We start from the raw sequence: 26,077 nt of genomic DNA on the forward strand, positions 1-26,077 counted from the left end.
TGAGGACATGCCGATGACGGTCGCCTACACCACGATTCCTGCCTATAGTCACACCCAACAGACCCCGCCGGTAAACCCGGCGCGGTCTGATAGATCCCCTGTGGCGGAGGCGGCCATCGCAAGCGAAGCAGACATCAGGAGCGGCCTGACGGAGAACCTGTCGCGGCTCTGGCGCTATGGCCTGGTCCTGTCGCACCGCCGCGACGTGGCCGATGATCTGGTGCAGCAGACCTGCGTCCGGGCGCTGGAGCGATCCGCGCAGTTTCAGGCCGGCACGCGGCTCGATCGCTGGCTGTTTGCGATCCTCCATTCGATCTGGCTGAACGAAATCCGCGCGCGCCGGGTGCGCCAGGGGCAGGGCTTCGTCGATGCCGAGGAGGTACTCGTCGTCGATGGCGCCAATGAGACGGAGACCCATGTGATGGCAAACCAGGTGCTGCGACTGGTCAATGCGCTGCCCGACGCCCAGCGCGCCGCGGTGTTTCTGGCCTATGTGGAAGGCCTGTCCTACAAGGAAGTGGCCGGCATATTGGATATCCCGATCGGAACAGTGATGAGCCGCCTTGCCGCCGCCCGGGCAAAGCTCGCCGGCAACATTGCAGAGGAGGGCGCCCGATGAGCGAAGACCAGATCTTCCCCTCCGACGAACAGCTGACCGCCTATCTCGACGGCGAGCTGACACCGGATCAGGTGGCCCGGCTCGACGTGATTTTGGAGACGGACGAGCGTGTTGCCGAACGGCTCGAATTCCTGTCGCGCAGCAACCTGCCCTTCACGCAGGCCTTCGCCTCTTTGCTTGCAGAGGCGCCGAAAGCCAAACTCGAGGCGATGCTGCCTGACCTCCCCAGCGAACAACAACTGCCCGCCCCGGTTCGCGCCGGCAGACGCGGCTTCCTCGGCGCACTTGCCGCATGCCTGGTTGCCGGCGTGGTCGCCGACCGCGCCTTCATCGGCCTGCACAGGCGTCTCACTGCCAGGGACGAAGGCAGCGAGTGGCGCGCCGTCGTTGCCGAATACATCGCGCTCTATACCCCCGATACTTTGGCCGGTCCCGTTCCCTCGAGCGAAGTGCAGGCGGCGCAACTGGCGGTGCTCGAAAGTAAGCTTGGCCTATCGTTGTCGCCGGAAGCGGTCTCGTTGCCAGGTGTTGATTTCAAGCGGGCTCTGCTGTTGCAGTATGATGACCAGCCGCTCGCCCAGATCGCCTATCTCGACCCGGAGACTGGCCCAATGGCGCTCTGCATCGTCCGCTCGGATGGTGGCGTGAAGGGCCCGCAGGTGGAGGGCCGCAGGGGCATGAACGTGGTCTACTGGTCGAACGCCGCGCACGCCTTCATGCTGATCGGCCATGCGCCGCTGGAACGGATGCAGGCGATTGCCGAGGATGCGAGGACGCGGCTGGCGGTTTGACGCGGTGTGCTGCGTCGTGGCTGGATTCGCTGCTGTCGGCGGGCGCAGCCCCTTCATCCCCGGTGCAACGAGTTGCACCTGACCTGCCGGCACCTTCTCCCCGTTGGGGAGAAGAGGCATGTTGCTACGGCATGCTCCAACGCTAAAGATAGTGCGAGAAGCTCGCCTCTTGCTTCCCCTTCTACCCAACGGGGAGAAGGTGGCCCGAAGGGTCGGATGAGGGGGCCACACGGCACCGCATTGACCGCCAGACGGCACCACCACACCGGCCCGCAAACCCCTACCGCCACATCGTCCGCATCCGCGCGCCCACATCCACCCGGATCTGCTTCGTGCTCCGCTCCGAAGCCGAAGCGCTCACCACAGGCCAGGCCGCCGTCTCGAAATACTGCAGCAGCGTCACCGGAATGAACCGCGTCCTGGAGGCATAGACATGCCGGTCGCCCTGGCCGTGCTGGCCGCTGGTGAAGAAGCGCTGCGGGGTGATCAGCGTCAGATTGTCCTTGGCACGCGTCATCCCGACATAGAGCAGCCGCCGCTCTTCCTCGATCTCGTGCGTCGTGCCCACCGCAAGATCGGACGGAATGCAGCCATCGACGACATTCAGCATGAACACCGCCCGCCATTCCTGCCCCTTGGCCGAATGGATCGTCGAGAGGATCAGATAGTCCTCGTCGAGCAGCGGTACGCCGGCCTGGTCGCTGGTCGCATCCGGCGGATCGAGCGTCAGTTCGGTGAGGAAGCGTTCGCGGTTGGCATAGCCCGACGCGATCTGCTCGAGTTGCAAGAGGTCGGCCTTGCGGGTGTCGGCATCCTCGTGGATGCGGTCGAGATGCGGCTCATACCATTCCCGCGCCTGGGCGATATCGGCTGGCCATTGCGAGCCGGAGCGGCGCAGGCCTTCCAGCAGCTGCACCAGCGCCGGCCAGCTCTCGCCGGTCTTTGCCGGTGGCGGGATTTCGGCCAGCGCCATCAGCGGCTCGGGGTCGACAGCGATCGTCTCGAGGATCTTGCCTGCCGTCTGCGGCCCGATCCCCGGCAGCATCTTCAGCAGCCGGAAGCCGGAAACCCGGTCGCGCGGGTTCTGTGCAAACCGCAGGATCGCCAGCATGTCCTTGACATGCGCTGAATCGAGGAACTTCAGCCCGCCGAACTTGACGAAGGGAATGTTGCGTCGGGTCAGCTCGACCTCCAGCGGCCCGCTATGGCTGGAGGTGCGAAACAGCACCGCCTGCTGCTTCAGCGTCATGCCGACTTCGCGGTTGGCCAGCACCTGCTCGACGATATAGCCGGCCTGATCGTTCTCGTCCTTGACCGTCAAGAGCTTCGGCCGCTCCTCCGATTGCCGGTCGGTCCAGAGGTTTTTGGTGAACCGCTCGCGCGCCAGATCGATCACGCCGTTGGCGGCAGCCAGGATCGTCGTCGTCGAGCGATAGTTGCGATCGAGCGTGATGATGTCGGCCGGCGGCGAAAAGGTCTTCGGGAAGTCGAGAATGTTGCGGATCGTCGCAGCCCGGAACGAGTAGATCGACTGCGCATCGTCGCCGACCACGGTCAGCCCGCGGCCTCCAGGCTTCAGCGCCATCAGCACCGAGGATTGCAGCCTGTTGGTATCCTGATACTCGTCGACCATCACATGGTCGAACCGCCCGCCGATATCCTCGGCCAGCTCGGGATCGCTGACCATCTGCGCCCAGTAGAGCAGCAGGTCATCGTAATCGAGCACGTTCTGCGCCTGCTTGGCCTCGACATAGCAGCCGAACAGCTCGCGCAGCTGCGCCTCCCATGTGGCAACCCAGGGATACCAGGTCTTCAGCACCTCGTTGAGCGGCGTCTCGGAATTGACCGTGCGCGAATAGATGGCGAGACACGTCCCCTTGGTCGGAAACCGGCTTTCGGTCTTCGAGAATCCAAGCTCGTGCCGGATCAGGTTCATCAGGTCGGCGCTGTCTTCGCGGTCGTGAATGGTGAAATCGACGTTCAGGCCGATCTGCTCGGCATAGATCCGAAGCAGCCTTGCGCCGATGCCGTGGAAGGTGCCGGCCCAGGTCAGCGCATCGGTCATCACCGCCGCATTGGCGCCGAGCACCTGCTTGCAGATCCGCTCGACCCGCCGCGCCATCTCCGATGCCGCCCGCCGCGAGAATGTCATCAGCAAGATGCGACGCGGATCGGCTCCGTTGACGATCAGATGCGCCACCCGGTGCGCCAGCGTGTTGGTCTTGCCCGATCCGGCGCCGGCGATGATCAGCAGTGGCCCGCCTGTGGTGTCCGGTCCCGGACCGACGCCGTGCTCGACGGCCAGACGCTGCTGCTCGTTCAGTTTCTCAAGATAGGCCGCCGCCTGCATTGATTCTCCAGCCTCTCGCATCGCCATCGCGTGACATAGCGCGACTCGGAACAAAGGTGGAACGTAACAGCGCTTGCTGATGTTTGGAAGTCCCGAACCGCTGTCACCACAGGCAAACGCCTGCAGTCATTGATTTGGTGCAGTGCGGAAAACGGGCGACATATCGGGTGTTGCATGGCATAAGGGCGCCGAAAACCTGTTTTTGGACCGCTCCCCACCATGATCCGCATCGAAAATATCAGCAAGCAGAACAGCCACCGCATCCTCTTCATCGAGGCTTCGGCAGCGCTCAACAAGGGCGAGAAGATCGGTCTCGTCGGCCCGAACGGCGCCGGCAAGACCACGCTCTTCCGCATGATCACCGGCGAGGAACAGCCCGACGAGGGCAATGTTCAGGGTGAGAAGGGCGTGACGATCGGCTACTTCAACCAGGATGTCGGCGAAATGGCAGGCCGCAGCGCCGCCGCCGAAGTCATGGAAGGGGCAGGCCCCGTCAGCATCGTCGCAGCCGAGCTGCGCGAACTCGAAGCCGAGATGGTCGACCCCGACAAGCTCGACGAGATGGACCGCATCATCGAGCGCTACGGCGAAGTCCAGGCGCGCTACGAGGAGCTCGACGGCTACGCGCTGGAAGGCCGCGCCCGCGAAGTGCTGGCTGGCCTCAGCTTCACCCAGGAGATGATGGACAACGACGTCGGCGGCCTGTCGGGCGGCTGGAAGATGCGCGTGGCGCTCGGCCGCATCCTGCTGATGCGCCCCGATGTCATGCTGCTCGACGAACCGAGCAACCATCTGGATCTGGAAAGCCTGATCTGGCTCGAAGAGTTCCTGAAGAACTATGACGGCGCATTGCTGATGACTTCGCATGACCGCGAGTTCATGAACCGCATCGTCAGCAAGATCATCGAGATCGACGGCGGCCAGCTGACCTCCTATTCCGGCGACTACGGCTTCTACGAGCAGCAGCGCGCCCAGAACGAAAAGCAGCAGCAGGCCCAGTTCGAGCGTCAGCAGGCAATGCTGGCCAAGGAAATCAAGTTCATCGAGCGCTTCAAGGCCCGTGCCTCGCATGCCTCGCAGGTGCAGAGCCGCGTCAAGAAGCTGGAAAAGATCGACCGCGTCGAGCCGCCGAAGCGCCGCCAGACGGTGGCCTTTGACTTCCTGCCGGCACCGCGCTCCGGCGAAGACGTCATCAACCTGAAGAACGTCTACAAGAAATACGGCAGCCGCACGATCTATGAAGGCCTCGACTTCATGGTCCGCCGCAAGGAGCGCTGGTGCATCATGGGCATCAACGGCGCCGGCAAATCGACGCTGCTGAAGCTGGTCACCGGTTCCACCGATCCGGATCAGGGCAGTGTTGCGCTCGGTGCCAGCGTCAAGCTCGGCTATTTCGCCCAGCACGCCATGGACCTGCTCGATGGCGAGCGCACGGTTCTGGAATGGCTGGAGGACAGCTTCCCGCTGGCCGGCCAGGCGCCATTGCGCGCGCTCTCCGGCTGCTTCGGCTTTTCCGGCGATGACGTCGAGAAGAAGTGCCGGGTGCTGTCGGGTGGCGAGAAGGCGCGTCTGGTCATGGCCAAGATGCTGTTCGACCCGCCCAACCTGCTCGTCCTCGACGAGCCGACCAACCACCTGGATCTCGACACCAAGGAAATGCTGATCAAGGCGCTGTCGCAATACGAGGGCACCATGCTCTTCGTCTCGCATGATCGCCACTTCCTGGCCGCATTGTCGAACCGCGTTCTCGAACTGACGCCCGAGGGCATTCACCAGTATGGCGGCGGCTACACCGAATATGTCGAGCGCACCGGCCAGGAAGCGCCGGGTCTGCGCAGCTAAGTTTGTAGCAGCTAGATAATCATGCCGGGCCGCAAAGCCCGGCATTTTTTATGCGAAATCGCTAAGCGCGCTCTTCCCAAACCCTGGCGATCTCGACGATCGTCTTCGCGGCCTTTTCCATGTCCTGCCGGCTCACCCATTCGAGCGGCGAGTGGAAGGCGTGGCCGCCGGCGAAGATGTTGGGGCAGGGCAGGCCCATGAACGACAGTCGCGATCCATCGGTGCCGCCGCGAATGCTGCCGCGCACCGGCTCCATCCCGGCCCGGCGGATGCCCTCGACGGCGTGCTCGACAATCTCCGGATGCTGGTCGACCACGTCCTTCATGTTGCGATACTGCTGGGTGACCTTGAAGCTGTAGCTCGAGCCCGGATAGCCGGCCATCACCTCTTTCACGATCGCTTCCAGCATGGCTTCCTTGGTGGCGAGCCCGTCATTGTCGAAATCGCGGATGATCAGGTCGATCTCCGCCTTCTCCATCGATCCGGTCACGCCGGTCGGATGAATGAAGCCCTCTCGCCCCGAGGTCGTCTCCGGCCCCATGTCTTTCGGCAGCCGGTCGATGATCGCGCCGGCGATCTTGATGGCATTCTCCATCTTGTCCTTGGCAAAGCCCGGATGGATGGCGACGCCCTGGATCGTGATCTCCACGCCATCGGCCGAGAACGTCTCGTCCTCGATATGCCCCGCGGTCGAGCCATCCATCGTATAGGCGAAGGCCGCGCCGAGCTTCACGAGATCGACCTTGTTGACCCCGCGGCCAATCTCCTCGTCAGGCGTGAACAGGATCTTGATCGTCCCGTGCTTGATCTCTGGATGGGCGACCAGGAACTGTGCCGCCGTCATGATCTCGGCAATGCCCGCCTTGTCGTCGGCGCCAAGCAGCGTCGTGCCGTCGGTGGTGATGATGTCGTTGCCGATCTGGTTCTTCAGCTCCGGATGCTCACTGACCCGGATCACCTGCGCGGGATCGCCGATCAGCCGGATATCGCCGCCGTCATAGCTCTTCACCATCTGCGGCTTCACATTGGTGCCGCTGAAGTCGGGCGCCGTATCCATGTGCGAGCAGAAGCAGATCACCGGAACCGGCTTGCTCGTGTTGGAAGGGATGGTCGCGTAGATATAGCCATGCTCGTCGAGATGCGCGTCCGAAAGCCCGATCGCCAAAAGCTCCTCGACCAGCACCCGGCCGAGGTCCTTCTGCTTCTCGGTGGAGGGCTGGCTTGGCGATTGCGGGTCGGATTGGGTGTCGATGACGACGTAGCGGAGGAAACGATCGGTAACGGTATCGGTCATGGCGCGGTCCAATTCAGATCTATCAAATACCGACTGGTGTAGACCTCATCCGCCATTCGGTGAAGCATTTTCGCTGGCCGGCAGATCAGCCTCGCGCAGCCGGTAGCCAACGCCGGTCTCGGTGGTGATGTATTGCGGCTGATCCGGCGCCGCCTCGATCTTCTGCCGCAATTGGCGCACATAGACACGAAGATACTGCACGTCGGCGGCCGGTCCCCAGATCTGCTTCAGCATGAACTGGTGCGTCAGCACCTTGCCGGAATATTGGGCCAGTACCCTGAGTATATCGTATTCCTTCGGCGACAGCTTGATCTCGCGGTCATCGACCTTGACCATCCGCTTGACCAGATCGATCGACAGCCCGCCGGTGCGAAACACCGCCTTCTCGCCCTGCTGCTGCAGCCGGTGGCGCAGCGCCACGCGGATGCGGGCGCCAAGCTCGTTCATCCCGAACGGCTTGGTCACATAGTCGTCGGCCCCGGTCTCCAGCGCCTTGACGATCCCTGCCTCGTCGGTGCGGCTCGACAGGATGACGACGGGCGTCGCCAGTCCCTGCTCGCGCCATTCGCGCAACAGCTCGTAGCCCGGCATGTCGGGCAGGCCGAGATCCAGCACGATCAGATCGGGCGCGGCCTGCTTGGCGACATCACGCGCGGTCGCGGCATTCGGCGCCTCGTGCACCTCGTAGCCCTGCGCCGTCAGCCCGACGCGCAGCAGCTTGCGGATGGGTGGCTCGTCATCGACGACGAGGATTTTTACGGGCGAACCGGTCATCTCAAATCTTCCATTCTCGCAACGTCGTTGGGTCTGGGCAGCCGGATGGTGAACACGGCGCCCGATCGGTCGGTGCGGTTTCCGGCAGTGATCGTGCCACCCATCGCCTCGATGAAGCCGCGGCAGATCGACAGGCCAAGCCCGGTGCCGGCCCGCACCTGATCGCCCTTGCGCACCCGGTAGAACGTGTCGAACACCCGGTCGAGATCGCCGGGCGGAATGCCCGGTCCGCTGTCCGATACCTGCACCATGACATTGCCGGTCCCGGTCCACCCCCTGATCTCGATGGTCGATCCCTCCGGCGCATATTTGGCGGCATTGTCGAGCAGGTTGAACAGCACCTGCTCGAACAGCACGGGATCGACGCGCACGACAGGCAGATCGGCTGGGATCGTCACATGCACGCCATGATGCGCCAGGATCTTCGCCGCCCGACGCAACGCGCTGCCGGTGATATCGCCGACATCGTGCAGCGCATAATTCGGCTCCATCGCCCCTGACTCGATCCGGGTCATGTCGAGCAGATTGGCAATGAAGCGGTTGAGCCGCTCGGATTCATCGACCACGGTCGAGAGCAGATCCTTGCGATCCTCCTCGGTCATCGAGGCGAAGTAGTCGCGCAGTGTTGTCGATGCACCGAGCACGGCAGCCAGCGGCGTCTTCAGGTCGTGCGAGATCGAGGTCAGCAGCGCCGAGCGCAGCCGGTCGGCCTCTGCCGCAAGCTTCGCCTGGTCGACATCGGCCACCAGCTGGATGCGCTCGATTGCAAGGGCTGCCTGGTCGGCCAGCGCATCGAGCAGCCTCTGTTGCTCCGGTGTCAAAAGCGGCCCGTCCCGCCGGTCGCTGTCGAGGCCGATGACGCCGACGGCGGCGCGACCGGTGCGCAGCGGCACATAGAGGCGCTTGGCGCCGGGCAGCGTATCGGCGCCACGGCCGGCAGCGTGATTGTGCTCCCAGGCCCAGCGCGCCGCGGCGATATCGGCATCATCGAGCGTATCGTCAGGCGGATAGCCGGCCTTGACCGCAATCGTCCCGTCCTCGGGCAGAAGCAGAACCACCCGCACCCTGAGCATCGAGGCCAGCTGGAACGCTGTCGCCCACAGCACGTCGTCGAGCGTGCCGGTGCCGGCGAGCTTCTTGGAAAACAGGTAGAGGTCTTCGGTTGTCCGCGCTCTTTGCCGCGCGGCCGAGGCCTGCCGCTGGACGGTGGCCGTCAGGTTGCTGGCAACGATGGCGACGCCGAGGAAGAAGAACAGCGCCAGCACGCTTTCTGGATCGCTGATCGTCAGCGTATAGCGCGGCGGCAGGAAGAAGAAGTTGAACGAGAAGGCGCCGAGCAGACACGAAAACAGCGCCGGCCGCAGCCCGTGCAGCACAGCGGAGGTCAGCACCGCCATCAGGAACACCAGCGCCAGATTGCGCACGTCGAGCACCTGATCGAGCACGATGCCGACAACAAGCGCAATCGCCACGTAGAGTGTCGCCAGCAGATAGGCGCGGATCTCGAAGGCAGGCGTGGCCGTAGCCGTCTTCACGCCGCGCTGTGACGTTGCCCGCGTCTCGTCGCCAGAGATCACATGAACGCTGATATCGCCGGCTTTGCGGATCAGCTGGCTGGCGGAGGATGGCGAGAACCACTCCCGCCACGCCGGCTGTTTCGGCGCGCCAATGACGATGTGGGTGACGTTGTTTGAGGCCGCATAGCGGACCAGCTCTTCCGAGGTCTCGCGACCCGGAACGGTGATCGCCTCGGCGCCGAGCTGTTCGGCGAGCCTGAGATTGGCGGCCAGCGTGTCGCGCTCTGCCTCGGACAGATTGATCGAGCGATTGGTCTCGACATAGACCGCCGCCCAAGGCGCACGCAGCCGCGAGGCCATCCGCGCCGCATAGCGCACCAGCGACGCCGAAACAGGATGATGATCGACCGACACCAGCACCCGCTCGCTGGCGGCCCACGGCCCGGAGATCGCATGCGCCTGCATGTGCGTCAGCAGCTGGTCGTCCACCCGCTGGGCGGTGCGCCTCAGCGCCAGTTCGCGCAGCGCCGTCAGGTTGCCCGGGGTGAAATAGTTGGTCAGCGCCTTCTCGGCGGTCTTCGACACATAGACCTTCCCGTCATGCAGCCGCTTGATCAGGTCATCGGGCGTCAGGTCGATGATCTCGACATCGTCAGCCATGTCGATCACCGAATCCGGCACCGTCTCGCGCACCCGGATGCGGGTGATCTGCGAGACCACGTCGTTCAGGCTCTCGACATGCTGGATGTTCAGCGTCGAATAGACGTCGATGCCGCGGTCGAGCAGTTCCTTCACATCGAGATAGCGCTTCGGATGCCGGCTGCCCTCGGCATTGGTGTGGGCGAGTTCATCGACCAGCACCAGATCCGGCTTGCGGGCGAGGATGGCATCGATATCCATCTCCTCCAGCCGCCGGCCCTTGTAGTCCACAGTCACCCGCGGCACGATCTCGAAACCGGCCAGCATCGCCTGCGTTTCCTTGCGGCCGTGGGTCTCGACCACGCCGACCACGACATCGACACCGTCGGAGATCTTTGCATGGCCGGAGGCCAGCATTTCGTATGTCTTGCCGACGCCGGGTGCCGCCCCCAGAAAGATCTTCAACCGCCCACGCGTCTCCGCCCGCGCTTTCTCAAGCAGCGCATCGGGCGATGGCCTGCCGGCCTGCTCGCGATTGTCGTCTGGCATGCGGTTCGGTTCTTTCTGACGAGGCCGGATACAGGGCTCGGCATCACCTCAAGTTCTCCCTCATCCCTGTGCTCGTCAAAGGAATGAGGGGTGCTCAAAGTGGTGGCCAACCCCCTGCTTTTACTGACTCATAGAAGCATCAAGCCTCTGGTTCAATGCGAGAACATTGACGACAGGCTCGCCGAGAAAGCCGAGCTCGCGGTTCTCGACCACACCATCCACCAGCGCTTTCACCTTGGCCTCGTCCAAGCCACGTGCCTTGGCGACGCGCGGCACCTGGAAATAGGCAGCCTCCGGCGAAACGTCAGGATCGAGACCGCTGCCCGATGCCGTGACCAGATCGATCGGCACCGCCGCATCGGGATTGGTCGTCTTCGCCGCCGCATAGTCGGCCTTCACCCGGTCGAGCAGCTTCTGGCTGGTTGGCCCGAGGTTGGAGCCGCTGGAGCTGGCCGCATTGTAGCCGTCGCCGGCAGCCGATGGCCGGCCGTGGAAGTAGGTTTCGCCGGTAAACGCCTGGCCGATCAGCGTCGAGCCGATCACCTTGCCGTCCTTCTCAATCAGGCTGCCATTGGCCTTGGCGGGGAACAGCGCCTGGGCGGCGCCGGTCATGGCAAGCGGGTAGACGAGGCCGGTGATCACGGTGGTGGCGACGATCATCACGATCGCCGGACGGAGTTGTTTCAACATGGTCGTGTTTCCTTATACCAGGCCAATTGTGGTGATCAGCATGTCGATCGCCTTGATGGCGACGAACGGAACGAGGATGCCGCCGAGGCCGTAGATGAGCAGGTTGCGCGACAGCAGGGCGCCTGCGCCGACCGGGCGGTAACGCACGCCGCGCAGCGACAGCGGGATCAGCGCGATGATGATCAGCGCGTTGAAGATGATTGCCGACAGGATGGCGCTCTGCGGTGTGGCCAGTCCCATCACGTTCAGCACCTTCAGCTGTGGATAGAACGACAGGAACATCGCCGGGATGATGGCGAAATACTTGGCGACGTCGTTGGCGATCGAAAACGTCGTCAGCGCCCCGCGGGTCATCAACAGCTGCTTGCCGATCTCGACGATCTCGATCAGCTTGGTCGGATCGCTGTCGAGATCGACCATGTTGCCCGCTTCACGCGCTGCAACCGTGCCGGTGTTCATGGCGACGCCGACATCGGACTGCGCCAGCGCCGGCGCGTCATTGGTGCCGTCGCCGCACATGGCGACGAGCTTGCCCTTGGCCTGTTCTTCGCGGATCAGCGCCAGTTTGTTTTCGGGCGTTGCCTGCGCCAGGAAATCGTCGACACCGGCTTCGGCCGCAATTGCTGCCGCCGTCATCGGGTTGTCGCCGGTCACCATCACGGTGCGGATGCCCATGCGGCGCAGCTCGGCAAAGCGTTCGCGGATGCCACCCTTGACGATATCCTTCAGCTGGATGACGCCAAGCAGACGGCCATCGCGGGCAACCGCCAGCGGCGTGCCGCCAGCCTTGGCGATCTCGTCAGCAATGGCCTGCAGCTCGCGCACCGTGTCCGAGTTGGAACGCAGCGCCACGGCGGTATTCCCGGACGCCAGCACCGCGCCACCATCGACATAGGCAAGCACCGCATCGACCGCACCCTTGCGTATCGACGAGCCCTCGACATCGACACCGCTCATTCGCGTCTGCGCGGTAAACGGCACGAAAGTCGCCTTCAGGCTGGTCATGTCGCGGCCACGCAGCGCGTATTTCTCCTTGGCAAGCACCACGATCGAGCGACCTTCCGGTGTCTCGTCGGCGAGCGATGCCAGCTGTGCCGCATCGGCCAGCTCCTGCTCGGAGACGCCACGCACCGGGTGGAATGCGGTCGCCTGGCGGTTGCCGAGCGTGATTGTGCCGGTCTTGTCGAGCAGCAGGATATCGACGTCGCCGGCCGCTTCCACGGCGCGGCCGGACATCGCCAGCACGTTGAAGCGCACCAGTCGGTCCATGCCGGCAATACCGATGGCCGAGAGAAGCGCACCGATGGTCGTCGGTATCAGCGTCACGAACAGCGCCACCAGCACGATGATCGGGATCGAGCCGCCGGCATAGGCGGCAAAGCTCGGGATCGTCGCGGTGGCCAGCACGAAGATCAGCGTCATCCCGGCCAGCAGGATGTTGAGCGCGATCTCGTTCGGCGTCTTCTGCCGTTCCGCACCTTCCACCAGCGCGATCATCCGGTCGATAAAGGTCGAGCCGGCAGCCGCGGTGATGCGCACGCGGATCCAGTCGGACAGCACCTGCGTGCCGCCTGTGACAGCCGAGCGGTCGCCGCCGGATTCACGAATGACCGGTGCGGATTCGCCTGTTATCGCCGCCTCGTTGACGGAGGCGACGCCTTCGATCACTTCGCCATCCGACGGAATGATATCGCCGGCCTCGACCATCACGATATCGCCGACCTTCAGGCTGGTGCCCGGCACCATGCGATAGCCAGTGCCATTGTTGCCGGTCAGAAGCTTGGCCTGCGTTTCGGTGCGCGCCTTGCGCAGCGAATCCGCCTGCGCCTTGCCGCGGCCCTCGGCGACGGCTTCGGCGAAGTTGGCAAACAGCACGGTGAACCAGAGCCAGAGGTTGATCTGGAAGGAGAAGCCGAGATTGCTGCCGCCCATCATCAGGTCACGGACGAACAGGACCGTGGTGAGCGCCGAGACGGTGGCAACGACGAACATCACGGGGTTCTTGGCAAGCGCGCGCGGGTTCAGCTTCTTGAAAGCGCCGCCCACGGCCGGAATGAGAATGCGGGCATCGAGGATGCTCACGGATTTTGCCTGGCTCATAAGAGAACTCCAGCGTTTGAGACGAGGGTGTGGCGACCGGCAGACCGGTCAGCCCGAAATCAGTTTGTAGGCGGCGGCCGCGACCAGAAGGGCGGCCAGCATGAGGAGAATGACGTCTGAGGCGCGGATCGACCGTCCCGGACCTCCGCTCGTCGCCCGCCCCGGAAAACCGGAGCGGGAATTGTGCCTGAGGCGCCTGAAATGCCGGATCAGCATCGTCACCTCAGAAGCTCTGGCCGGAGATCATCATCAGGTGCTCGATGACAGGGCCGAGTGCCAGCGCCGGGAAGAAGGTCAAGCCGCCAACGATGACGATGGTGCCGGTCAAAAGGCCGACGAACAGCGGGCCATCGGTCGGGAAGGTGCCGTTGGAGGCGGGAACCGTCTTCTTGGCGGCCAGCGAGCCTGCGATTGCAAGGGCTGGAATGATCACCAGAAAGCGGCCGGCCAGCATGGCGATGCCGAGCGTGATGTTGTACCAGGGCGAATTCCCGGTCAGCCCGCCGAAGGCCGAGCCGTTGTTGGCGGCAGCCGACGAGTAGGCGTAGAGGATTTCCGAGAAGCCATGCGGACCGGCAGTCCCGACCGATGCCACCGCAGACGGTAGCACGCTCGCAATCGCCGTGAAGGTCAGCATCGTCAGCGGCAGGCAGAGAATGGCAAGCACCGCCATCTTCATCTCCTTCGCCTCGATCTTCTTGCCGAGATATTCAGGCGTACGCCCGACCATCAGGCCGGCCACGAAGATGGCGATGATGACGAACAGGAGAATGCCGTAGAAGCCCGCGCCGACACCGCCGACGATCACTTCGCCGAGCTGCATGTTGATCAGCGGGATCAGCCCGCCGAGCGCCGTGAACGAGCCATGCATGGCATTGACCGCGCCACACGAGGCCGCCGTGGTGATGACGGCAAACAGCGACGACAAGGTGATGCCGAACCGGACTTCCTTGCCTTCCATATTGCCGCCTTCAAGACCGAAGGCATGCATCAGCGGATTGCCGGCAGCTTCCGCCCAGTAGGTGACGCCGACGCCGATCAGAAACAGCACGAACATGCTGGCGAGAATTGCCCAGCCCTGACGCTGATTGCCGACCATGCGGCCGAAGACGTTGGTGAGTGCCGCACCGATCGCGAAGATCGCCACCATCTGGATCAGGTTGGAGATCGCATCCGGGTTTTCGAACGGGTGCGCCGAGTTGGCATTGAAGAAGCCGCCACCATTGGTGCCGAGCATCTTGATCGCCAGCTGCGAGGCAACCGGGCCAACGGCAATCGTCTGCTTGGCACCCTCGAGCGTGGTGGCATCGACATAGGCGCCCATCGTCTGCGGCACGCCGAGATAGACGAACACCAGCGTCAGGACGATGCAGAGCGGCAGCAGGATGTAGAAGGTGGCGCGGGTCATATCGACCCAGAAATTGCCGACCGCCTTGCCGGATGCGCGCGAAAAGGCGCGGATGAGGGCCATGGCAATCGCAATGCCGGTGGCCGCCGACAGGAAGTTCTGCACCGTAAGCCCGGCCATCTGGGTCAGATACGACATGGTGCTTTCGCCGCCGTAGTTCTGCCAGTTGGTGTTGCTGACGAAGCTGACGGCGGTGTTGAACGAAAGCTCGGGGCCAACTGTCGGCATGCCTTCAGGGTTGAAGGGCAGCACCGCCTGCAGCCGCATCAGCGCATAAAGCACCAGCACGCCGCAGAGGTTGAAGGCGAGCAGCGAGATCGCGTATGTCGTCCAGTGCTGCTCTTCCCGTTCGCTGGTGCCGGAAAGGGCATAAAGCCCACGTTCGATCGGAACGAGGACCGGTGACAGGAATGTGCGCTCGCCCGTGAAGACACGCGTCATGTAGCCGCCGAGCGGTTTGACGAGCGCAAGAACGATCCCGCAGTAAAGCAGGATCTGAAGCCATCCGTTGAGGGTCATCTTGATTAACTTTCAATACCCGGCGCTATGAGAGATCAGAATCGCTCAGGGCGGATGAGGGCATAGGTGAGGTAGACGGTGAGGAACACGGTCACGGCACCGCTGAGGACATAGTCGAATATCACGGGCGTTCTCCGCTAAAGGCTGTCGCAGGCCTTGGTGTAGGCGACGCAGAGCACGAAAAAGACGATCGTGATGCCAAGCAGAACGATGTCGATCATCGACCATCACTCCTTCTGTTGTTTCTGGCTGTTGTTTCGGGCATTCATTTCGGAATGGAAGAAGCCGCGGAGACCGGATGGCCCGCGCTCGTTCTCGCAGTGTGTGGGGAAATCTCTCGATCACCCGGCCATCAATATGCGGCGGAAGCGCATTAAGGTTCGAGACGCGGGCAGGGGTGCCAATATAAAAATCTTATAAATGCCGGGCGCCCGGATAAAGCAGACAAGATATGTGCCGCCGGCATTGGGAAACGAGCGCGTGTCTTGCGGACGCAGCCTGGGATCGCAATGAAATGGCGATATCTCACCCATGATGTTCGAGGCGAAATCCGGCGATTCGGCCGTTTCAACCATGTTTCTGGCCAGTTTGGCGAAAGGTTCCAACCATAAGGTTCCGACGTGAGGAACTGTCCCGCATTCGGCTGAAAAGCGGGATGCCGTTTGCAATGTATGAAGGCGAATGCGATGCCGCAGACTGAATCAACGACGCGCTCGGCCGAGGTGCTGGCTGAATTGGCGTCGCTGAAGACCCAGCTTGAGCAAGTCGGCGAACGCATCGACGTACAGGGTGCGGTTCAGTTCGAAATTGCCAAGCTTTTGCAGACATTCCACGCCCAGCTGGAAGCCCTGCCGCGGCAAGTCACCGAGATCGTCAAGACGGCGATCGATGCGAACAATCAGGATAAGGTTCCTTTGACCAAGGAAGTGCTGTCGCGGCTGGATCAGCGCCTCAGCCACCTGGGCGTCAATTCGCATATCATGAAGCAGGTCAGTCACTTGACCCTGCGCAGGCTCGGTCCCGCCACTGCGAAGATCCGCTGCGTGTTCATCGTTCAGTCGATCCCGATGTGGGATGCACTTGCCGACATCTATTGGGCGATGATCGAAGACGAGCGCTATCACCCGATGGTGGTGTCGATCGATTCCAGCCAACTCGGCGTATCGCAATTCGGCGGCGAGGATGAGGTTCACAAGAGCCTGACGGTGCAGGATATTCCGCATCTTCGTCTCAATGTTCAATCATACGATGCGCTGGATATTCTCAGAAACCTGATGCCCGACGTGGTGTTCCGCCAGCAGCAGTGGGATTCGCCCGTCCCCCCCGGTCTGCGCACGCTGGAAATAACCTTCGCGCGCATCTGCGTCGTGCCATATGGCATGGGGGTGCTCGCCAACCCGCACGCCAAGGATGCCTCCGATGAGGCCTATGCAGACAATTACGATCAGCAATATCATCGCTTCGCCTGGAAAGTGTTCTGCGAGACCGAACTGACGCAGTCCTACTATCGCTCCTTCGATCATTCCGATCCCGACAAGTTCGTTCTGACCGGCTATCCCAAGCTCGACAAGCTGGCTGGCGCCAGGGGCAAGGGAGAATGGCCAATCGCCGAGCCGCATGGACGCACCTTCCGCATCATCTGGGCGCCGCACCATTCGCTGGCCGTCAACGATGAAGGCTTCGGCGTCTTCCACAAGATCTACAAGCAGATGCTCGAATGGGCGAAGTCCGCCAAGGACATCCAGTTCGTGCTCAAGCCGCATCCGGCTCTGGCGTTCAATGCCCAGCAGAGCGGCATTTTCGGCGATGGCGGCTATCAGCATTTTCTCAATAGCTGGTCGTCGCTGCCCAATTGCGCGATCCGCGAAGGAACATACGCAGAGTTGTTCGAAGCCTCCGACCTGATGCTGACCGACGGCGTCTCGTTCCTGACGGAATATCACCTCTTCGAAAAGCCGTTGATCTTCATCGATTCCGGCGTGCATGCGGCCTTCAACGCGCTGGGCCGGCTGGCCGAACGCGCTGCCCACCGGGTCGAGACATTCAATCAGATGCGCCAGGTGGCGCTGGACTACAAGGCCGGCAAGACCTGGAAGCTCGACAAGGAGCGCCAGGAACTCTTGAAGGTGCTGCTGCCCCACAAGGAGCCGGCATCCCGCATCATTCTCGATTCCATCGCCGCCGATATCCAGTCCCCGAGGTCCTAGTATGTACCGCGCGCCACAGCATGCATTGACATTGCCTCTCGAGCGCGACCCGACCGCGGTTCAGGGCCAGAAGCGCGGCACCGGCTTCGCCTTCGATCTCGACGGCACCATCACCCGCGCCGAACTGCTGCCGATGATCGCCTCGGAACTCGGTCTCGAGGCCGAGATGCGGTTGCTGACCGAACTCACCATGTCGGGCATGATCCCCTTCGAGGACTCCTTCCGGCTGCGTTTCGCCATCCTGCGCAGCGCCGGCATCGATCGCATCCGTTCGATCGTCTCCGAAGTCGAATTCGACCCCGATATCGAGCAGTTCATCCGCGAAAACCGTGATCGTTGCTTCGTCGTCACCGGCAATCTCGATCTCTGGATCGCGCCGTTGGTCGATCGTCTCGGCTGCCGCTTCTACACCTCGACGGCCACGACCGATGCCGACGGCCGGATCACCGGCCTCGACACGGTGATGCGCAAGAACGTCGCCGGTCTTGAACTGAAGGACGAGTTCGACCGGCTCGTCGCCATCGGCGATGGCTTCAACGACGTACCGATGTTCGACGTCGCCGATATCGGCATCGCCTTCCACGGCCTGCACAGCGCTCCCGACGCGCTGATCTCGGTGTCCAACTATGTCGCTCTCGATGGGAAGTCGCTATGCCGTCTGTTAAACACGCTGTAATCGCAGCCGCAGGCCTGGGTTCGCGACTGGGCCACGGCAAGCCGAAGTGCCTGGTCGAGGTCGAAGGCGTCAAGATCATCAAGCACCTGCTGTCGCTGCTTGCCGATGTCGAAGATGTCAGGGTGATTGTCGGCTTCGAGGAAAAAGCGGTGATCACCGCGATCCGCGCCATCCGTCCGGATGTGCTGATCGTGCGCAATCCCGGCTTCCGCAGCACCACCACGCTGCACAGCTACGAACTCGGCGGCCGCTATATAAAGGGCGATTGCCTGTTCATGGATGGTGACATGCTGGTCGAGCCCGAAAGCTTCGCAGCCTTCCTGGCGTCGTGCCGGCCAGGCGTGGCGCAACTCGGCATCACCAGGACCAAGACCCGCGACGCCGTCTTCCTGACGCGCGAGGATGGGCTCGCGACGAGCTTCCGCCGCTACGATCCGACCGAGTACGAATGGGCCAACATCGCCTGGCTGCCGGTCGATTACTTCGCAGATATCGGCAACACCGCCGTCTATGAGCATCTGAGACAGTTCCTGCCGATCCGCACCGAAGAGGTGATCGCCTACGAGATCGACAGCGAGCAGGATCTGGCGCTCGCCAAGGAAAACCTGCATCACTTCAATCTGCAGGCGCTGGCAGGCTAGCAATGGGTGGTGTCGTCCACCAGGCAGCGGCAATTGCGCTGGCGCGATGCGACCTCTCTTTCAACGCCTCGGCCGCCAGCCGCCGCACAGTCACGAAACGGGACGCGCATGAGCCGCATATACAAAGACCAGGAAAGCATCGACGGCCGGCAAGTCCGGGATTTCTTCAATGGTCGGGCCAGGAAGGAAGGCAATGCGGTCAACGCCGTGATGCTGCAATCCGAGGGGTCGACGATCGCGGTTGATCGCGACATTCACGAAAAGACCCACCTGCTGCCGCGCCTCGAGCGTCCCTCGACGATTCTCGAACTCGGCTGCGGCGCCGGCCGGCTCGCAACCTTCTACAACAACAACGGCAACAGGTATCTCGGCTTCGATTTCTCCGACGAACTGATCGCCCGCGCCAAGGCCGAGATCGCCACCGACGACAACATCCAGTTCCAGGTGGTCGAAGTTCCAAGGATATCAGTCGAGGACTTCAAACTGCAGCCGCCGTTCGATTTCTTCCTGATCACCGGCCTGTTCATTTATCTCAACGACGAGGCTGTCCACGACACCTTTGCCCTGATCGCCAGGCTCGCAGCTGACAAGGCCAGGATCTACGTCCGTGAATCGCTCTCCGAGATGGATGTGCGCCTGACGCTGAAGGAGCACTTCTCCGAAGAACTCCACGAGGTCTACAACGCCATCTATCGAACGACCGCGGAGCTCACCGCGGTGATGACCGAAACCCTTGTCGCCGCCGGTTTCACCTTCGAGGTCTGCGGTGACTACGCCTTCCCGCCGGCCCTTCGCAACCGCGCCGAGACCGCGCAGCGCTATTTCACGCTGCGGCGCGGGTGAGAATGAAATCAGCTGCTTAGCGAGCACCCGCCGTGCATCTCATGGCCTGGCGGCTGTGAAAAGGCGGCGGCATCGCCAATGCCCGGGTCCCTTCGCGCCGTCACAAAATGCAAAAGCGACGGTCCCTCACAATATAGGGTAAAACTACCGAGCCGCCTCCCGTACCCCGTTAACGGTTCCCTCTTAGTCTCCTGATCAACAGAAAACGAAAACAGTGAGGGATCAATGACCGCAGTTTCGAAACTCCAGTACGGCGACCGTTTCGGTGACGAGGTAACGAAGATTGCGCGTGCATCGCTCTCCGTCGCCACCACCTCCTCGGATGCCGAGGTCGCCACCGCAAAATACTCGCGCTGGTTCCATGGGGAAGACGAAACGCCGGAACCGATGGCGACGTCGAGCCGCAAGTTCACGAAGATCACCGCCAACATGGCCGTCGCCGAGGTTGCTGCCGCCACCAAGGGAAACCTTTCCATTCTCGGCGATGACGCCAGCGATCTCTTCACCTCCAAGCTGCCCGCCGGGCACAAGATGCGCAAGGCCGTCCGCTCGTCGCTCCTGCCGGGCATCCCCTATCTCGGCACCTGCAAGTTCGGTGAGGTCGTCACCGAGCGCGGCCAGGACAAGTTCGCCGTAACGCAGATGTTCATCGCCAATTTCGACGGCGATTTCGACACCTCGGAAGGCGCCAATTTCTACAAGCCAGTCAGCCGCGATTTCGGCCAGATGTTCTACGGCGTGCACATCTTGGTCGACAGGTTAGGCAACCCGCTCGGTTTCGACCGCGAGCGCGGCGAAAATGGCATCGCCTTCAAGACCAAAGACGTGACCAAGGCGCTCTACAGCATCGCCTCCGCCAGCACCGGCCTGTCGATCGAAGCGCTCGTGGCCCGCGCCACGGCGGCCCGGAAGACCGCCCGCTAGCACCCCCAGCTTTGTTCGCGTCACGAAGAGCATTGTCTTTCTGCTTTTATGCAATTCCAGGAAAACCGTAAGCGCTTTTCCTGGAATTTCAGGGATCGGCCTATGCGTCCGCCTCATCGACCAGTTCGGGCGATGTCTGGCGATCCAGTTGCGTGGCAACGAGCTTCGCCACCAGATGCACGAGATTCTTGGCTTCGAGCCTCAGCTTCATTTTGTCGATTCTGTGCTCGATGGTTCTTGGGGAGAGATTGAGAAAGTCTGCAATCTCCCGGGCCGTCTGGCCTTCGATCAGCAATTGGATGATGCCCTCGTCGGTCATGTCGACCGTCATCTGCTGCGCCGGAGGTATCAGGTACCGCCCTTCCGTCAGGCTGATGCACCATCCCGGCTTGCCGCTGCATTTCTGTGGCAGGATCAGGCGTTCATAGCCGATCCGGATGCCCAACAGCTTTGTCCTGACCAGATCGATCGTCGGGCGCTGCGCTTCCACCACCCGGGAATAGGTCGGGACGATTGCCTCATCGACGAATCGCCGATCGAGGTCGCGCAGGCTCGCGTTCGGAAACTGTCCTCTCAATCGATCCATCATTCGGCTCTTGAAACCGAAATCCTTTATGCGTCGGAAATGCCAGTCATAGGGATCGTCTGCCGCAGTGGTCACCACCGCAACCGCCATCTTGATGCTCAGGCTCGCGAGAATTTTCGAATAGAGCGTCTCCGGGCCGTCCATCTCACCGGATTGCAACCATGCATCGATCAGATCATGCGAAATTGAATTGAAGAGGTTCATGCTGGGGCATTTCAATATGAAGATAATATTTGATTCAAATACATAGCAAACACCTTACCAAAAGGTTGTGCTGCTTTGAAAATTAACGTCCCTATGAGTGCGCACGTAAAACGAGCGTACGGGAATGCAAACAATGCAATCGCTCCCGCGCGGGAGGCAAAGCGATCGACCGGTATATTTGCCGAAAACGCGTGCAATGCAGCCAGTCGGCTTCGCGCGACTTACGGCTGCCAAGAGCAGCACGCATCAATCAGTCGCTGGTTCGTTTGAGGTGTTGGGAGAATTTGGCTGGGGAACCTGGACTCGAACCAAGATTAACGGAGTCAGAGTCCGTCGTTCTACCATTGAACTATTCCCCAGCAGTCGCTGCCGAAGCATGGCTTGGCTGCTGTGCGGCGCTTATAACCAAAAGCTTGGCGATTGCAAATAGCTGTTTGAAAAAAATTGTAAGGCGCTGTGGAGCGTCCGCAGAAGCCGGTTATCCGGCTGGGGGAAAAAGAATTTGTTGTTTCGGCCCAGCGCTGGTATCCTGGCCGCAACGCAAAATCGAATGAGCGCCAGCAGCATACCCCAGGGATGATCTCTCTAAGGAATTGCGCGGCGCGATGGAAAAAAACAACGTGGAAGACCCCGAAGGCGGTTTCAAGCCGCAATCTGACGGGGCGTCGGCGGCAGCGCGCAAGGATGGTAAGAAATCCAGGCGTCGCAAAGGCAAGCGTGGCGGGCAATCCCGCACTGCAGGCCAACCCGCTTCGCATGTCCCCTCCGGCATCGCCGGCGAGGCTGCGCGCCCAACCGACCCTGCCGTCGAGACATCGACGCGCAAGCGCAAGCGTCGCCGCCGGGGTTCCGGTGGATCGACCGAGGGTGCTCCCAAGCAACAGCCGCAGAGCGACACCGTTGCAGCCGTTACCCATGCCGTCGCGCATGAGGGCGAAGCTGCGTCCGGCAAGCGCAACCGTCGCAAGAACCGCGGCAAGCGCGGCCTGCAGGGCCGGCCGCTGGCGCAGGCCAAGCCGACGGGTCATCAGCCAAGCAAGCAGCAACCGCATTCGCCGCCCGCCGCCCGCGGCCCCGCGCAGGACGGTCGCGGCGGCGAGAACGACAATCGCACCCCCCGCCACCAGGAGCGACATCAGGAGCGCCATTTTGAGCGCCCGGCCGAGCGCCACCAAGATCGCGAGCCGCGTCCAGCCTCGGCCCATCCGTGGCCGGACGAGCTCTATGCAGCGCTTGACCTCGGCACCAACAATTGCCGTCTCCTGATCGCGCAGCCGACCCGCCCGGGCCAGTTCCGTGTCGTCGATGCCTTTTCGCGCATCGTCCGCCTGGGCGAGGGGCTGGCCGCCAGCGGCCGCCTGTCGGATGAGGCGATGGATCGTGCCGTCGATGCGCTGCGCGTCTGCGCGTCCAAGCTGAAGAACCGCGAAATCCAGCGCATGCGCCTGATCGCCACCGAGGCCTGCCGCCAGGCAACCAACGGTGCCGAGTTCCTTCAGCGTGTCGTCGCCGAGACCGGTCTCGAACTGGAGATCATCGATCGCGAGACCGAGGCGAGGCTTGCCGTCTCCGGTTGCTCGTCGCTGGTCGGCCGCGAGACCCGCTCGGTCGTTCTGTTCGATATCGGCGGCGGCTCGTCGGAAATCGCCGTCATCCGCATCGGCGATGCCAGGTTCAACCGGCTTGCCAATCACATCACCCACTGGACATCGCTGCCGGTCGGCGTCGTCACCCTGTCGGAACGCCACGGCGGCCGCGATGTGACGCCTGACGTTTTCGAAGGCATGGTGAGCGAAGTGGCGGGCATGTTGTCCAGCTTCGATTGCCCTGTCATCGACGACGGCCATCTCGGCGATTTCCATCTGATCGGCACCTCGGGCACCGTCACAACGCTGGCCGGCGTCCATCTTGATCTGCCCCGCTATGACCGGCGCAAGGTCGATGGTATCTGGTTGTCCGACGACGAAGTATCGGCGATGCAGGCAAAGCTCCTGTCCTGGGATTTTGCCAGCCGCGCCGCCAATCCATGCATCGGGCCGGATCGTGCCGACCTGGTGCTCGCCGGCTGCGCCATTCTCGAAGCGATCCGCCGCCGTTGGCCGAGCCCGCGCATGCGGGTTGCCGATCGCGGCTTGAGAGAAGGCCTGCTGACAGACATGATGGCCGATGATGGCGTCTGGAGACGCCACCGGCACCGCCGCGGCCAGCGCGGCAAATAGGGGATAGCATGACCAAGCCAACCATTGCGGGCAACCGCACCGGCCGCAAGCTCGGCCAGCGCGTCAAGAACAAGAAGATGAAGTCGTCGTCGCGGCAGTGGCTGCAGCGGCACATCAACGATCCCTATGTGCAGCGCGCCCAGCTCGAGGGTTATCGCGCCCGTGCGGCGTTCAAGCTCCTGGAGATCGACGAGAAACACCAGATCCTCAAGGGTGCCCGCCGCATCATCGATCTGGGCGCCGCTCCGGGCAGCTGGTCGCAGATCGCTTCAAAGGTCACCGGTTCGACAGATGATGACGTGCGCGTCGCGGCGATCGACTTCCTGGAGATGACCCAGCTTCCCGGCGTCACCATCCTGCAGCTCGACTTCCTCGATCCGGAAGCGCCTGCCAAGCTGATCGAAGCGGTCGGCGGCACGCCTGACGTGGTGCTGTCGGACATGGCCTCGCCGACGACGGGCCATCACCGCACCGATCACCTGCGCACCATGCATCTCTGCGAAGTCGCGGCCTATTTTGCCATCGAGGTGTTGGGCGAGGGCGGTCACTTCCTGGCCAAGACCTTCCAGGGCGGCACCGAGAAGGAATTGCTGACCCTGCTGAAGCAGCATTTCAAGCAGGTCATCCACGTCAAGCCGGCATCCTCGCGCGCCGAATCGGTCGAGATGTTCCTGCTTGCCAAGCACTTCAAGGGCCGCAAACTGCAGACGGAGGCAACGGGCGCTTGATCTTTCGGTCGTTCTGGGTGGAGTATGCAACTCCCAAGACTGGCCCACAGCGGGCCGAGACTAGAATGACCGCGGATATCAATGCTGCTTTACGTCACTCTCGGAACCAATGACCTCGATCAGGCCCGGCGCTTCTACGACGTCGTTCTTGCCGTGATCGGTTACCGCCGCCAGCGCTATTCGGAAGAGGAGATCGGTTATGCCGCCGATGGCGATATCCGCTGTCGGCTGTGGATCGTTACCCCCTTCAATCGGCGCAGGGCCGCCAATGGCAATGGCACGATGGTGGCACTTGCCGCCGAAACGCGGGCCGAAGTCGATGCCTTCTATGCGGCAGCGGTGGCCGCCGGTGGCGTCAGCGAAGGTGAGCCGGGGCTCAGGCCCTTCCATGCCAGCTTCTACGCCGCCTATGTGCGTGATCTCGATGGCAACAAGCTGAGCGCTGTCTGCGAAGCGCCGGAATAGGCGGCTACTTCACCGCCTGTTGTTCGGCTTCCAGTACGGCCGCCGCAATCGGCTTGCCGCGGTGTCCGGAGACCAGCTGTCCGGCGCTCTTGTCCATCCTGATGAACGGGATCGTCGCCACGACGGTCAAGGCGGCGATGACGTAGAAGGCGACGTGGAAATCGGCCACCTGCAGCGGCTCGCCACGAATATAGATCGAGGTTTCCAGGATCGCTCCTGCCACTGCAACGCCCAGCGCCAGGCTGATCTGCTGCATCACCGAGCTCATCGAGGTCGCCTGGCTGGCCTGCGCATCGTCGATATCGGCATAGGCAAGCGCATTGACGCCGGTGAAGAAGAACGAGCGCGAGAACCCGCCAACCAGAAGCACCATGATGATGACGAGATGCGGTGTCGCCGGTGTGAAAAACCCGGTGGTGACAGTCACCGCAGTCGTCACCGCGGCAGCCGTCAGCAGCGTCGTGCGGAAGCCGGCGGCCGCAAACACCCGCTTGGCAATGAACTTCGTGGTGATCGCGCCGATCGCGCCGGCGAAGGTGATGAGACCGGATTGAAACGGCGTCAGCCCGAAGCCGAGCTGCAGCATCAGCGGCGTCAGAAACGGCATGGCGCCGATGCACATGCGAAACAGCGTTCCACCGGTGGTGGAGGCCCGGAAGGTCGGGTTGCGGAACAGCTGGAGATTGAGGATCGGTGCCGGATGGTTTTTCGCGTGGCGAACATAAAGGGCGCCGCAGATCAGCCCGATCGCCGCTGCCGCGATGCCGATGATCGGCGGCAGCGCCGGCAGGCTGGCGACAGACAGGCCGAACACCACACCGGCAGCAGCAAACGAGGTCAGCATGAAGCCGGTGACGTCAAGCTTCGGCGGCGCTGAAGCCTCGATATCCGGCAGGAAGATCGTTGCCAGCCACACGCCGATGATGCCGACCGGCACGTTGATCAGGAAGATCCAGTGCCAGGTAAAATAGGTGGTGATGAAGCCGCCGAGCGGCGGCCCGGCCAGGGGGCCGACCAGCGCCGGAATGGTCAGCAGCGCCATCGCCGAGACAAGATCGCTGCGCTTGGTGGTCCTCAGCAGCACCAGGCGCCCGACCGGCGTCATCATCGCTCCGCCGACACCCTGCAGGAAGCGGGCGCAGACGAATTCGATCAGCCCCGAAGAGGCAGCGCAGAAGATCGAGCCGATGACGAAGACGCAGATGGCGAGCCTGAAGATCCGCTTGGCGCCGAACCGGTCGGCCATCCAGCCACTGATCGGAATGAACACCGCCAGCGACACCATGTAGGAGGTCAGCGCCAGTTTCAGCGTGATCGGCCCGACATTGAGGTCGTTGGCAATCGCCGGCAGGGCGGTTGCGATGACGGTGGAATCCATGTTCTCCATGAAGAGCGCGACAGCCAGGATCAGGGGAACGATGCGGTTCATGCGCGAATGCCTCGGAGGTCTTGCAAAGGCTGTTTGGAAAGCCAGTGCTCTGTAGTCCTCGCG

At 62.5% G+C, this 26,077-nt stretch carries 23 protein-coding genes and 1 tRNA gene; 11 read left to right on the forward strand and 13 right to left on the reverse strand.

Translation table 11 applies throughout. The features are described from left to right. The first annotated feature begins 13 nt into the window (after positions 1–13). On the forward strand, positions 14–619 hold the full coding sequence (locus GVL52_RS18750) for an RNA polymerase sigma factor (RefSeq protein ID WP_160009892.1): 606 nt from the start codon (positions 14–16) through the stop codon (positions 617–619). Then, entirely contained in the window at positions 616–1,410 is a 795-nt protein-coding gene (locus GVL52_RS18755) for an anti-sigma factor (RefSeq protein WP_160009894.1), read from the forward strand. Before GVL52_RS18750 ends, GVL52_RS18755 begins: the two co-directional genes overlap by 4 nt. Positions 1,411–1,690: 280 nt before the next feature. Here GVL52_RS18755 and GVL52_RS18760 read toward each other — a convergent pair whose 3' ends face one another. Continuing rightward, complete coding sequence (locus GVL52_RS18760; protein WP_160009896.1) at positions 1,691–3,760, reverse strand: ATP-dependent helicase; 2,070 nt, start codon at positions 3,758–3,760, stop codon at positions 1,691–1,693. 219 nt (positions 3,761–3,979) lie between these two features. Here GVL52_RS18760 and GVL52_RS18765 point away from each other — a divergent pair, with 219 nt between their 5' ends. Next, complete coding sequence (locus tag GVL52_RS18765) at positions 3,980–5,602, forward strand: ABC-F family ATP-binding cassette domain-containing protein (RefSeq protein WP_160009898.1); 1,623 nt, start codon at positions 3,980–3,982, stop codon at positions 5,600–5,602. Between the two features lie 61 nt (positions 5,603–5,663). Here the strand turns inward: GVL52_RS18765 and pepT are convergent, their stop codons facing one another. From pepT to GVL52_RS18805, 9 genes are all read right to left on the reverse strand, one after another. Further along, a complete protein-coding gene (pepT, locus tag GVL52_RS18770; RefSeq protein ID WP_160009900.1) occupies positions 5,664–6,896 on the reverse strand; it encodes a peptidase T in 1,233 nt (410 codons plus the stop codon). 45 nt (positions 6,897–6,941) lie between these two features. Beyond that, positions 6,942–7,670: a response regulator transcription factor gene (locus tag GVL52_RS18775; protein WP_160009902.1), complete on the reverse strand. Its 729-nt coding sequence runs from the start codon at positions 7,668–7,670 to the stop codon at positions 6,942–6,944. After that, a complete protein-coding gene (locus GVL52_RS18780) occupies positions 7,667–10,375 on the reverse strand; it encodes a sensor histidine kinase KdpD (RefSeq protein WP_160009904.1) in 2,709 nt (902 codons plus the stop codon). Before GVL52_RS18780 ends, GVL52_RS18775 begins: the two co-directional genes overlap by 4 nt. Before the next feature lie 120 nt (positions 10,376–10,495). Then, a complete protein-coding gene (gene kdpC, locus GVL52_RS18785) occupies positions 10,496–11,065 on the reverse strand; it encodes a potassium-transporting ATPase subunit KdpC (protein WP_160009906.1) in 570 nt (189 codons plus the stop codon). Between the two features lie 12 nt (positions 11,066–11,077). After that, complete coding sequence (gene kdpB / locus GVL52_RS18790; RefSeq protein ID WP_160009908.1) at positions 11,078–13,165, reverse strand: potassium-transporting ATPase subunit KdpB; 2,088 nt, start codon at positions 13,163–13,165, stop codon at positions 11,078–11,080. A gap of 48 nt (positions 13,166–13,213) precedes the next feature. Then, a complete protein-coding gene (locus GVL52_RS30635; RefSeq protein ID WP_210254108.1) occupies positions 13,214–13,387 on the reverse strand; it encodes a hypothetical protein in 174 nt (57 codons plus the stop codon). A 1-nt stretch (position 13,388) separates the two neighbouring features. Beyond that, positions 13,389–15,092, reverse strand: coding sequence for a potassium-transporting ATPase subunit KdpA (gene kdpA, locus GVL52_RS18795; RefSeq protein ID WP_160009910.1), 1,704 nt, complete (start codon positions 15,090–15,092; stop codon positions 13,389–13,391). Between the two features lie 35 nt (positions 15,093–15,127). After that, the gene (locus GVL52_RS18800) at positions 15,128–15,217 is read right to left on the reverse strand and encodes a K(+)-transporting ATPase subunit F (RefSeq protein ID WP_111561755.1); all 90 of its coding nucleotides are present in this window, start codon (positions 15,215–15,217) and stop codon (positions 15,128–15,130) included. A gap of 216 nt (positions 15,218–15,433) precedes the next feature. Then, positions 15,434–15,697, reverse strand: coding sequence for a hypothetical protein (locus tag GVL52_RS18805; protein WP_160009912.1), 264 nt, complete (start codon positions 15,695–15,697; stop codon positions 15,434–15,436). An 81-nt stretch (positions 15,698–15,778) separates the two neighbouring features. On the opposite strand from GVL52_RS18805, the gene GVL52_RS18810 reads away from it, so the two are divergent. The 5 genes from GVL52_RS18810 to GVL52_RS18830 all read left to right on the forward strand — a co-directional run bounded on the left by GVL52_RS18810 (position 15,779) and on the right by GVL52_RS18830 (position 20,383). Continuing rightward, positions 15,779–17,299 carry a CDP-glycerol glycerophosphotransferase family protein gene (locus GVL52_RS18810; protein ID WP_160009914.1) on the forward strand — a complete coding sequence of 507 codons (1,521 nt, stop codon included), beginning with the start codon at positions 15,779–15,781 and terminating at the stop codon, positions 17,297–17,299. Between the two features lies 1 nt (position 17,300). After that, the gene (locus GVL52_RS18815) at positions 17,301–17,975 is read left to right on the forward strand and encodes an HAD-IB family phosphatase (RefSeq protein ID WP_160009916.1); all 675 of its coding nucleotides are present in this window, start codon (positions 17,301–17,303) and stop codon (positions 17,973–17,975) included. Then, complete coding sequence (locus GVL52_RS18820; RefSeq protein ID WP_160009918.1) at positions 17,951–18,616, forward strand: NTP transferase domain-containing protein; 666 nt, start codon at positions 17,951–17,953, stop codon at positions 18,614–18,616. The genes GVL52_RS18815 and GVL52_RS18820 overlap by 25 nt, the downstream gene beginning before the upstream one ends. Before the next feature lie 108 nt (positions 18,617–18,724). Beyond that, on the forward strand, positions 18,725–19,459 hold the full coding sequence (locus GVL52_RS18825; protein ID WP_160009920.1) for a class I SAM-dependent methyltransferase: 735 nt from the start codon (positions 18,725–18,727) through the stop codon (positions 19,457–19,459). Positions 19,460–19,684: 225 nt separating this feature from the next. Then, the gene (locus GVL52_RS18830) at positions 19,685–20,383 is read left to right on the forward strand and encodes a DUF6656 family protein (protein WP_160009922.1); all 699 of its coding nucleotides are present in this window, start codon (positions 19,685–19,687) and stop codon (positions 20,381–20,383) included. Positions 20,384–20,483: 100 nt separating this feature from the next. Here the strand turns inward: GVL52_RS18830 and GVL52_RS18835 are convergent, their stop codons facing one another. Together GVL52_RS18835 and GVL52_RS18840 are read right to left on the reverse strand one after the other, a co-directional pair. After that, positions 20,484–21,173, reverse strand: coding sequence for a helix-turn-helix transcriptional regulator (locus GVL52_RS18835; protein WP_160009924.1), 690 nt, complete (start codon positions 21,171–21,173; stop codon positions 20,484–20,486). A gap of 285 nt (positions 21,174–21,458) precedes the next feature. Next, positions 21,459–21,532 (reverse strand) — tRNA-Gln (locus tag GVL52_RS18840). A gap of 261 nt (positions 21,533–21,793) precedes the next feature. Between GVL52_RS18840 and GVL52_RS18845 the strand changes: the two genes are divergently transcribed. The 3 genes from GVL52_RS18845 (at position 21,794) to GVL52_RS18855 (ending at position 24,585) form a co-directional block, all read left to right on the forward strand. Beyond that, the gene (locus tag GVL52_RS18845) at positions 21,794–23,392 is read left to right on the forward strand and encodes a Ppx/GppA phosphatase family protein (RefSeq protein WP_160010138.1); all 1,599 of its coding nucleotides are present in this window, start codon (positions 21,794–21,796) and stop codon (positions 23,390–23,392) included. 8 nt (positions 23,393–23,400) lie between these two features. After that, the gene (locus tag GVL52_RS18850) at positions 23,401–24,120 is read left to right on the forward strand and encodes an RlmE family RNA methyltransferase (RefSeq protein ID WP_160009926.1); all 720 of its coding nucleotides are present in this window, start codon (positions 23,401–23,403) and stop codon (positions 24,118–24,120) included. Between the two features lie 81 nt (positions 24,121–24,201). Beyond that, positions 24,202–24,585, forward strand: a complete 384-nt coding sequence (locus tag GVL52_RS18855) for a VOC family protein (RefSeq protein ID WP_160009928.1) — start codon at positions 24,202–24,204, stop codon at positions 24,583–24,585. 4 nt (positions 24,586–24,589) lie between these two features. On the opposite strand, the gene GVL52_RS18860 is transcribed toward GVL52_RS18855, so the two are convergent. Then, on the reverse strand, positions 24,590–26,014 hold the full coding sequence (locus GVL52_RS18860; protein ID WP_160009930.1) for an MFS transporter: 1,425 nt from the start codon (positions 26,012–26,014) through the stop codon (positions 24,590–24,592). Positions 26,015–26,077 lie beyond the last annotated feature (63 nt).

It is taken from the genome of Rhizobium sp. 18055 (assembly GCF_902706285.1).
Classification (GTDB): Bacteria; Pseudomonadota; Alphaproteobacteria; order Rhizobiales; family Rhizobiaceae; genus Rhizobium.